This window comes from Streptomyces sp. XM83C (assembly GCF_023072675.1).
Classification (GTDB): Bacteria; Actinomycetota; Actinomycetes; order Streptomycetales; family Streptomycetaceae; genus Streptomyces; species Streptomyces thermocoprophilus.
Window position 1 is genome coordinate 1 of record NZ_JALLGL010000244.1, and the last position, 9,377, is coordinate 9,377.

Annotated in this window: 9 protein-coding genes; 5 read left to right on the forward strand and 4 right to left on the reverse strand. The window is 72.6% G+C overall.

All coding sequences use genetic code 11. The features are described 5' to 3' along the window. Positions 1 to 123: 123 nt before the first annotated feature. The 4 genes from MTQ10_RS23005 to leuC form a co-directional block, all read right to left on the reverse strand. Positions 124 to 552 (reverse strand): GlcG/HbpS family heme-binding protein, encoded by a 429-nt coding sequence (locus tag MTQ10_RS23005; RefSeq protein WP_247471929.1) that lies wholly within the window; start codon positions 550 to 552, stop codon positions 124 to 126. A 251-nt stretch (positions 553 to 803) separates the two neighbouring features. Next, entirely contained in the window at positions 804 to 2,018 is a 1,215-nt protein-coding gene (locus MTQ10_RS23010; protein WP_247471930.1) for a hypothetical protein, read from the reverse strand. Between the two features lie 246 nt (positions 2,019 to 2,264). Continuing rightward, positions 2,265 to 2,858, reverse strand: coding sequence for a 3-isopropylmalate dehydratase small subunit (leuD, locus tag MTQ10_RS23015; RefSeq protein WP_247471931.1), 594 nt, complete (start codon positions 2,856 to 2,858; stop codon positions 2,265 to 2,267). Positions 2,859 to 2,861: 3 nt separating this feature from the next. Further along, positions 2,862 to 4,286, reverse strand: a complete 1,425-nt coding sequence (gene leuC / locus MTQ10_RS23020) for a 3-isopropylmalate dehydratase large subunit (RefSeq protein ID WP_247471941.1) — start codon at positions 4,284 to 4,286, stop codon at positions 2,862 to 2,864. A 172-nt stretch (positions 4,287 to 4,458) separates the two neighbouring features. Here leuC and MTQ10_RS23025 point away from each other — a divergent pair, with 172 nt between their 5' ends. The 5 genes from MTQ10_RS23025 to MTQ10_RS23045 all read left to right on the forward strand — a co-directional run. After that, positions 4,459 to 5,367 carry a UbiA family prenyltransferase gene (locus tag MTQ10_RS23025; RefSeq protein ID WP_247471944.1) on the forward strand — a complete coding sequence of 303 codons (909 nt, stop codon included), beginning with the start codon at positions 4,459 to 4,461 and terminating at the stop codon, positions 5,365 to 5,367. 191 nt (positions 5,368 to 5,558) lie between these two features. After that, entirely contained in the window at positions 5,559 to 6,665 is a 1,107-nt protein-coding gene (locus MTQ10_RS23030; protein ID WP_247471946.1) for a sensor histidine kinase, read from the forward strand. A 51-nt stretch (positions 6,666 to 6,716) separates the two neighbouring features. Beyond that, positions 6,717 to 7,418, forward strand: coding sequence for a response regulator (locus tag MTQ10_RS23035; RefSeq protein WP_247471947.1), 702 nt, complete (start codon positions 6,717 to 6,719; stop codon positions 7,416 to 7,418). A gap of 119 nt (positions 7,419 to 7,537) precedes the next feature. After that, a complete protein-coding gene (locus MTQ10_RS23040; RefSeq protein WP_247471949.1) occupies positions 7,538 to 8,920 on the forward strand; it encodes a sensor histidine kinase in 1,383 nt (460 codons plus the stop codon). After that, positions 8,917 to 9,377 (forward strand): response regulator (locus MTQ10_RS23045; protein WP_247471951.1); only part of this gene is annotated, 461 nt, incomplete at its 3' end. The genes MTQ10_RS23040 and MTQ10_RS23045, both read left to right, overlap by 4 nt.

Genomic DNA, 9,377 nt, shown 5'->3' on the forward strand with positions numbered 1-9,377 from the left:
CCCCGGCCCGACGGATGCAGGCGAACGTCCCCCGGACAGGGTCGACAGATCCCGTTGAGGACCCTGAGTCAGTCAGGCGTTGGGTCAGACCCCGCCGGGGAACGCTCACGTACATCCTCACTGTCAGTCGTCGAGCGTGGCCAGCGCAGCCTTGGCGATCTTGATGTCGTCGCTCCAGTGGCCGCCGCTGACGCCGATGCCGCCGACGACGTCGCCGTCCACGACGATCGGCAGGCCGCCGCCGAACACGATCAGGCGGCGGATGCCGGTGGGGGCGCCCATGGCGAGCGGCTGGTCGTCCTTGATGAACTCGTGCCACTGGTCGGTCGGCATGCCGAATCCGGCCGCCGTGTACGCCTTGTCCTGGGCGATGTCCACGGTGAGCAGGGCGGCGCCGTCCATCCGGGCCAGGGCGTTGAGGTGGCCGGACTCGTCGACGACGGCGATGGTGGAGGGCTGGCCCAGCTCGGCGGCGGCCTCACGGGCGGCGTCGAGGAGCTGCTGGGCGAGCGCGTTGGTGAGGGCGGCACGCCGGCGGATGGGGGCGGACATGGTTCTGGTCAACTCCTTGCGGTGAGAGGACGGTCGGACGGCAGGGCGGTCTTCTCGCCTGCGGTCCTTCTCGGGTGTCGGTCTTCTGGATGTGGGTCTTCTGGGTGTGGGCCGGCCGAGGTGGCGGCCTTCCGGTGTGCGGCCTTCCGGCCTGTGGCCCTCTGGTGCGTGACCCTCTGGTCCGTGGCCTTCCGGTCCGTGGCCTTCCGGTGTTCGGCTTCCGGGGATGCCGGCTCTCCGGGCGGTGGTCCTCAGGCCGCCACCGGCCGCTGCGCGGAGGGCTCCGCGGCGGTGGCGCGGGGCAGGGCGAGGACGGCCGTCGCGGCGAGCGCGAGATAGGCGACGACGACGCCGAGCAGCAGTTGCGGGAAGCCGACCCGGTCGAGCAGCAGCCCCGCGAGCAGGATCAGCAGCGTGTTGACGGCGGCGAACCGGGCCTCGTTGGCGCGCAGCGCGGCGGCCCTCTCGGCGGCGGGCCTGCCGGCCAGCAGCTCCCCGATGGCGCCGACCGCGACGGGCCGTACGGCGCCCACGCCCGCGCCGAGCGCGAGGGTGGCGACGGCGGCGCCGCCGGTGTTCGGCTGCCACAGCAGGATCAGCAGACCGGCGCCGGCGAGCGAGGCACTGGCGGTGGCGGTGGCGCGGGCGCCGAACCGGTCGACGGCGGTGCGGCCGTAGCGGGCGGTGAAGTAGCCGCTGAGCGTGTACGAGCCGAGGACCAGACCGAACACCGGCAGCGACACATGCAGCCGCAGATACAGCAGGTACGGCAGGAAGCCGATGAACAGCGCCAGTACGAAGGCCCGTACGACGGTGTAGTACGCGCTCCAGCGCAGCGCCGCCGAGTAGGCGGGGCCCTTGCCGCTCCGGGGCCGGTCGGCCGGGGTGTCCGTGGGCTTCGCGGCCGGTGCGGGTCCCGTCGCGGGCAGACCCCGCCCGACGAGCGGCGCTGTCAGCGCGGCCAGCGCGGACATGGCCGCCGAGAGGTAGAACGGCGCGGTGTGGGAGGCCTGGTAGAGGATCGCGCCGAGCACCCCGGCGACGAGCGCGGCGGCGAACGTCAGCGAGCCGCTGCGCCCCTCCCACAGGCGGGCGTCGGCGCCGTCGCGGCGGCACACCTCGGCGAGCAGCGCCGAATCGGTGCCGCTGGCCAGGGAGAAGCCGAGGGCGGCGATGATCTGCCCGGCGATCGCCACGGGCAGCCCGCCCGGCAGGGCGAGCAGTACCAGTCCGGCCGCCTTCAGCCACTCGCCGGTGGCGACGGCACCGGTGAGGCTCAGCCGGGCGGCGAGCGGCTTGGTGGCGGGGCCGGCGAGGGCCAGGGCGGCGCCGTACACGGCGAGGGTCAGCTCGACCGTGGGCAGGGACAGGCCGCGGTCGTAGAGGAAGACGAAGAGGATCGTGAGGTGGAAGTAGCTGCGGGACAGGACCCGGTAGCCGGTGAACAGACGTTGAGCGGTGAACATCGCACCTCCTGGGCGACGGAAGCCGGCGGAAGCCGACGGGGCCGGGACCGTCCGGTACGGCGCCGGGACCGTCCGGTACGGGGCCGGGACCGTCCGGTACGGGCCCGGGACCGTCGGACACAGGGGCCGGGGGGATACGCGGCCGGGTGCGCCGACGGTCCCGGCCGGACCGAGGGGCCGTCCCCGCCGGACCGGCGGGCGCATCCCGGCCGGTCCCGGCGTGGGCCGGCGGGGGCCGGCAGGGCGTCAGGCCGCCGTCACGGTGGGCTTGAAGGAGGGCCGCCGGGCCTCGTACGCCCGGATCTTGTCGGCGTGCCGCAGAGTGGCGTCGATCTCGTCGAGGCCCTCCATCAGCCGCATACGGTGGTACGGGTCCAGCTCGAACGGCACGGTCAGCTCACCGGCCCGCACCTCCAGCGCGGCCAGGTCGACGGTGACCGGCTCCTGCGGGAACTCCTCGGCGCGCCGCCACAGTTCGTCGATGACGTCGTCGGGGAGCTGCACGGTCAGCAGCCCGTTCTTCAGGGAGTTGCCGCGGAAGATGTCGGCGAAGCGCGGCGACAGCACGACCCGGATGCCGTGGTCGAGCAGCGCCCACACGGCGTGCTCACGGGAGGAGCCGGTGCCGAACTCGGGGCCGGCGACGAGCACGGTGGCACCCTCGTACTGCGGCTGGTCGAGGACGAACTCGGGGTCGGTGCGCCACACGGCGAACAGCCCGTCGGCGTACCCGGTGCGGGTGAGGCGCTTCAGGAAGCGGACCGGGATGAGCTGGTCGGTGTCGACGTTGCTGCGGCGCAGCGGCACCATGCGCCCGGTGTGGGTGACGAACGGTTCCATGGGTCAGACCTCGGCGAAGACGGGAGCGGGCAGGGACTCGGGCGAGGCGAGGGCGCCGGCGACGGCGGTCGCGGCGGCCACCGCGGGCGACACCAGGTGGGTATGGGAGCCGGCGCCCTGACGTCCCTCGAAGTTGCGGTTGGAGGTGGACGCGGCGCGCTGCCCGGGCTGTAGGAAGTCGGGGTTCATGGCCATGCACATCGAGCAGCCCGCGTTGCGCCACTCGGCGCCGGCGTCGCGGAACACCTTGTCCAGGCCCTCCGCCTCGGCGGCGGCCTTGACCCGGTCCGAGCCGGGCACGACGAGCATCCGCACCTTCGGGTCGACGCGCCGGCCGCGCAGCACCTCGGCCGCCGCGCGCAGGTCCTCCAGGCGGCCGTTGGTGCAGGAGCCGAGGAACACGGCGTCGACGGGGATGCCGGCGAGCGGGGTGCCCGGGGTGAGGCCCTGGTAGGCGAGGGCCCGCTCGCAGGCGGCCCGCTGCGCCGGGTCGTCGAAGGACTCGGGCGCCGGTACGACGGAGTCGAGCGGGGCGACCTGGCTGGGGTTGGTGCCCCAGCTGACGTACGGGGTCAGCGCGTCCAGGTCGACGTCGACCTCCTTGTCGAAGACGGCGTCGTCGTCGGTGCGCAGGGTGCGCCAGTACTCCACGGCCGCGTCCCAGTCGGCGCCCTTCGGGGCGTGCTTGCGGCCCTTCAGATAGGCGAACGTGGTGTCGTCGGGGGCGATCATCCCGGCGCGGGCGCCCGCCTCGATGGACATGTTGCAGATGGTCATCCGCGCTTCCATCGACAGCCCGGCGATCACATCGCCCCGGTACTCGATGACGTGGCCCTGCCCGCCGCCGGTGCCGATCTGCCCGATGACGGCGAGGATGATGTCCTTCGCGGTGACACCGGGGCGGGGCGTGCCGCGCAGGTTCACCGCCATCGTGCGGAACGGCCGCAGCCGCAGCGTCTGCGTGGCGAGGACGTGCTCGACCTCGCTGGTGCCGATACCGAAGGCGAGCGCGCCGAACGCGCCGTGCGTGGAGGTGTGGGAATCCCCGCACACAATCGTCGTACCGGGTTGTGACAATCCTGTTTCCGGGCCGATCACATGGACAATTCCCTGACCCGGATCACCCAATGGATAAAGGGTGACGCCGAATTTCTCACTGTTCTTTCGGATCGCCTCGACCTGGGCGCGGGACGTCGGGTCGGCGATGGGCAGACCGATGTCCTGGGTGGGGGTGTTGTGGTCCTCGGTGGCCAGGGTGAGGTCCGGGCGGGCCACCTTCCTGCCGCGCAGCTCCAGGCCGTCGAAGGCCTGCGGGCTGGTGACCTCGTGCAGCAGATGCAGGTCGATGTAGAGGATGTCGGGCTCGCCCTCGGCCCGGTGGACCAGATGGGCGTCCCAGACCTTCTCGGCTAGCGTCTGCCCCGGCACGTCGGCTCCTGTCTCGTGGGGTTTCGTCCTGACGTGTTGAACTGAAACAGGAGGGGAATGACGCCCTCAACAGAACTGCCCCGCACGGGACATGGGCGTACCACTAAAGTGACATCACGGAATGCCTTGTTCCTCGTGCTTTTTCCGTGCCGGCCGCTCTACATTCGCTGCCGTGAGCATCGTCGCCGAACGTCATCGAACCCTTACCGACCGCCGTTTCGGGCGCCGGCTGCTGCTGTGCGTCGAGGAGGCGCGCCCGCTCGTGCAGGCCGCGTTCGTCCTGCGGTTCGCGCTGGGCGCGCTGTGCACGCTGGGCAGCGGCCGGCCGCCGGGCCTCACGGTGCTGGCCGGTGCCGTCGCCTGGTGGGCGGCCACGACCTGCGTGTACCTCTACAACGGCCTGATGGATCTGCCGGAGGACCGCGCCAACGGCTCCTCGCGGCCGCTGGCCTCCGGCCGGCTCGACGCGCCGACCGCGCGGGCCGCCGTGGTGGCGCTGGCCGTCGCGGCGGTCGCGCTGAGCGTTCTCACACCGCGCACCACCGTCTGCGTGGCGGTGTTCCTCGTCCTCGGCTACCTGTACTCGGCGCCCCGCGGCGCCGCGAAGCTGCGTGCCTGGTCGGCGAGTTGTGTCACCACGGTGGCCACGTTCGTCACCTATCTGGGCGGCGCGCTCGCCACCGGGTCCACGCCCAGCGTCGCCGCGCTGCTGTTCGGCGCGGTGATGTCGCTGTGGGTGGGGCTGATCGGCGCCGTCGCCAAGGACCTCGGCTCGACGGGCGGTGACGCGCTGGCGGGGCGGCGCACCCTCGCCGTGGTCCGGGGCGAGGCCGCCACCCGTACGTTCTGCGCGCTGGCCGCGCTGTGTCTGGCCCAGCTGTCGCTGGCCGGCGCCCCGTGGACGACGACGCCCGTCCCGCTGACGACCGGTGCGCTGGCGCTCGCCGTCGGCGCGACGCTGCTGACCGCCCGCTGTCTGGCGCCGCGCGCGGTCGCGCCGCGCAGCCCGTACCGGGTCGCGATGGCCACCCAGTACGGGGTTCATCTCGCCACCGGGGCCGCGCTGTTGCTCGGTATGTGATACTCCCATGTGTCCGGGTTGCGAGACGCGCGGCGGTCTTTTCCCGTACAAAGCGCCCTTTGCGAACGGTTCTTGAAAGAATCTTTACGGCGCGCCTCCTTGTCTGTAAAAGAACGTTGCTACGGTTCGGCTCGACCTGCTGGAGCGGCCCCACACGTCCCGGCTGTCGAGACAAAGGGGGAAGTGCCGGGATGTCAGCCAACGCCGGGCCGCGGCCCGACCGTCGGGCCGCCGTGGTCGAGTCGGCGCTCGCCGCGTACGCGGCCGGTCTCAGAGACGCCGACAGTGCTCTCGTACGCGATGAACGTGTATGGAACTCCGCGCGCGGCCAGGCGCGGGACATCCTCACCGAGTGCCTGGCAGCGCTCCACGGCGAGCAGGTGCAGGTCGCCATGGAGGCCGAACTGACCTCCATGGCGCTGGGGATGCGCCGCGCCTTCGAGCAGATCCCGCCGATCGACTCGCTGTTCGCCGCATACCTGCTCTTCGAGGTCGGCACGGACGCGCTCGTCGAGGAGGCCCGCGCGTTATCCGCCGACACCGCCATGGACCGGCTCACCCGCGCCGTGCGCATGCTGCACAGCAGCATCTCCACGCGTGTGCGCGCGGGCGCCATCGGCTACGAGGCGTCCACCCTGCGCGGCGTCGGCGAGGCCAACACCGCCCGCCGCGACCAGCTCGCCCGCGACATCCACGACCACATCGGCTCCAGCCTGAGCCTCGCCCTGCGCTGCCTGGACCTGTACGAGGCCGACCTGGCCGCCGGCGGCAGCGCGCACACGCGGATCGCGGACGCCCGCAAAGCCCTGCGGGACACCTTCCGGTTCACCCGCTCCCTGGTGAGCGGGCTGCGCAGCTATGAACTGCGCGACAGCCTCCACGCCGAGATCAACTCCTACACGCAGGCCGTCGCCGACGGCGCGCAGGTCGCCGTGGGCATCAACGGCGACGAGGCGTGGCTGCCCGCCGACCGCCGCCGCGAGATCTTCCTCGTGGTCCGCGAGTGCCTGCGCAACGCGTTCACGCACGCCGCCGCCTCCCGGATCGACGTCGACGTCACCATCGCCCCGGACAGCGTCGCCTGCACCGTGGAGGACGACGGGCGGGGCTTCGACGCGTCGGGCGCGGCGAGCGGCGGCAGCGGGGGCATGTCGTCGATGCGGGAGCGCGTGCACGGCCTGGGCGGCGCGCTGCGCGTGGCGAGCTATCCGGGGATCGGCACCCGCGTCCACTTCCAGGTGCCGCTGCCGCAGCCGGCACGCGCGGGAGGCTCTGTGGAAGCACGGGAACACACCTGAGAGACGGAGACGACGACAGGGGGAGCACGGGGGATGAACGGGGGACACAGGATGAGCGAGGACACCGGCATACGACCGGACGGCAACGCCGGAACACGTCAGGGCGCCGTGACGCGCGGAGCGCCGGGCGCGGGGGCCGGGGCCGGGCGGCGGGAGATCCGCATCCTCGCCGCCGACGACCACAGCCTGCTGCGCGGCGCGCTGTGCGAGCTGCTGGACCTGCACGAGGGCCTGACCGTCGTCGCCCAGGCCGGTGACGGCCCGTCCGCCGTGGCGCTCGCGGCCCGGCACCAGCCGGACATCGTGCTGCTGGACGTGGAGATGCCCGGCCCGGGCCCGCTACAGACCGTGCGGGCGCTGCGCGAACAGGCCCCGCACGCCAGGATCGTCGTCCTGACGATGCACGACGACGCGCGGCTGATCGAGTCGCTGCTGAAGGCGGGCACGTCGGCGTATCTGCACAAGGAGGTCGACCGGGAGATCCTCGTCTCCGCGATCCGCAGCGCGATGGCGGGCGGCAAGACGACGTTCCTGCCCCGCCCGGCCGCCCCGTCCGGCCCGCACCCGCTGACCGAGCGGGAACGCGAACTGATGGCCCTCGTCGCGGAGGGCCTGAGCAACCGCCAGATCGGCACGCGGCTCGGCATCGCGGAGGGCACGGTCAAACGGCACCTGAGGAACGTCTTCGACAAACTGGGCGCCGCGTCCCGCCTGGACGCGGTGAACAGACTGCGCGAGTACGAACCGTTCTGACACGAGCGGGCGCGCGGGCCCCCGGCGGCCCGTGCGCCCCGTAGTACTTGAGACGGACACCGCACAACCCGCACCAGGGAGGACGACCGCACCGCCCGCCGCGGCCTACCGTTCCGTACGTGACCGAGACGACCGACACGACGAAGACGCGCACCGCCCCGCCCGGCCCCGGCGGCGATCACACCCCGTACGTGCCGCGCAGCCCCGAGTTCCGTGCCGCCGCGGAAGCGCTGCGCGGTATGCGGCAGGACCTGCTGAACGACGTCCTCGCCTACCGCCCGCTGCCCCGCCTCGCCGAGGACGCCCCCTTCGTACGGCGCTTCCCGGCGCCGCTGCGCCGGTACGCGCGGTGGGTGCGGCACGCGCTGGTGCTGCTGCTGGCGTGGGCGACGCTGGTCGCCGGCGCCTCCAGCGGTCAGGACCTCGCCTCGCCGTTCTACGTCCTGTCGAGCGGGGTGCCCGCGGTGGCGGTGGTGCTGACGCTGCTGCGGCCCGTGGCCGCGTTCTGGCTGTCGTACGCCTGGATCTTCCTCTTCGCCCTGGTCGGCCAGGAGGCGGGGGACTGGCCCTTCCACCGGGCCGGGTTCGCCGGGCACCTGTTCGTGCTGACGGTCGTCGCGATACGCACCCGGCCGCGGACGGCGGCGTGGATGTGGCTGCTGACGGCCGTGTTCGGCCTGCTCACCGAGCCTTTCTACGGCTACCCGTACGGCGGCTCGAACACCATGGAGTTCCTGTTCCTGTCCGCGCCGGTGCTGCTCGCCGTCACCGTGTGGCACACCCGCCGGGACGCCGTGCAGGAGGTGACCGCGCAACAGACGGTCACCGCGCACGAACGCTCACGCCGCACCCTGCTGGAGGAGCGCACCACCATCGCGCGGGAGCTGCACGACGTGGTCGCGCACCACATGTCGGTGGTGGCGATCCAGGCGGAGGCGGCCCCCTACCGGGTGGACAACCCCCCGGAGGAACTGACGAAGGCGTTCGCCACGATCCGGGAGAACGCGGTCGCCGCCCTCACCGAGCTGCGCCGCGTGCTGGGCGTGGTCCGCGCCGAGGACTACGAGGCGCCGGACGCGCCCCAGCCGACCCTCGCCGACCTGGACGCGCTGCTCGCCAATGTGCGCGAGGCGGGCCTGCCGGTGGAGAAGACCGTCACGGGCGCCGTCCGTGAACTGCCGCAGGGCGTGGAGCTGTCCGCGTACCGCATCGTGCAGGAGGCGCTCAGCAACACGCTGCGGCACGCTCCGGGCGCCTCCGCCCGCGTGGAGATCGGGTACGTGCTCGGCGGCCTCGGCCTGCGCGTGGTCAACACGCCCCCGCCGGCCGCCGCGCCGCCCGCGTCCGCCCCCTCGGGCGCGGGCCACGGGCTGACCGGCATGCGGGAACGCGTGACGATGCTCGACGGCGAGATGACCGCCGGCCCGACCCCCGACGGCGGGTACGAGGTGTCGGTGTTCCTGCCGGCCAGACCGCTCACCGAGGACGGTGAGCCGGCATGACGATCCGTGTACTGATCGCCGACGACCAGATGATGGTCCGCGAGGGCTTCTCCGTCCTGCTGAACGCCATGCCCGACATCGAGGTCGTCGGCGAGGCCGTCAACGGCCGCGAGGCGGTCGACAAGGTCCGCGAACTCGCCCCGGACGTCGTGCTGATGGACATCCGCATGCCGGAACTGAACGGCATCGACGCCACCCGCGAGATCATCGCCGCGGACGGTTCGGCGAAGGTGCTGGTGCTGACCACGTTCGACCTCGACGAGTACGTGTACCAGGCGCTGCGCGCGGGAGCCTCCGGCTTCCTGCTGAAGGACGCCTCGGCCCGCCAGCTCGCGGACGCGGTCCGTGTGGTCGCCGCCGGCGAGGCCCTGCTCGCCCCGTCCGTCACCCGCCGCCTGATCACGGAGTTCTCGCGCCTCTCCGAACCCGCCCACCCCTGTCTCTTTTATACATATCC

Bases quoted from the DNA above. Each gene is read 5' to 3' on its own strand.
- MTQ10_RS23005 (WP_247471929.1), bottom strand. From the start codon at position 552: ATGTCCGCCCCCATCCGCCGGCGTGCCGCCCTCACCAACGCGCTCGCC.
- MTQ10_RS23010 (WP_247471930.1), bottom strand. From the start codon at position 2,018: ATGTTCACCGCTCAACGTCTGTTCACCGGCTACCGGGTCCTGTCCCGC.
- leuD (WP_247471931.1), bottom strand. From the start codon at position 2,858: ATGGAACCGTTCGTCACCCACACCGGGCGCATGGTGCCGCTGCGCCGC.
- MTQ10_RS23030 (WP_247471946.1), top strand. From the start codon at position 5,559: ATGTCAGCCAACGCCGGGCCGCGGCCCGACCGTCGGGCCGCCGTGGTC.
- MTQ10_RS23035 (WP_247471947.1), top strand. From the start codon at position 6,717: ATGAGCGAGGACACCGGCATACGACCGGACGGCAACGCCGGAACACGT.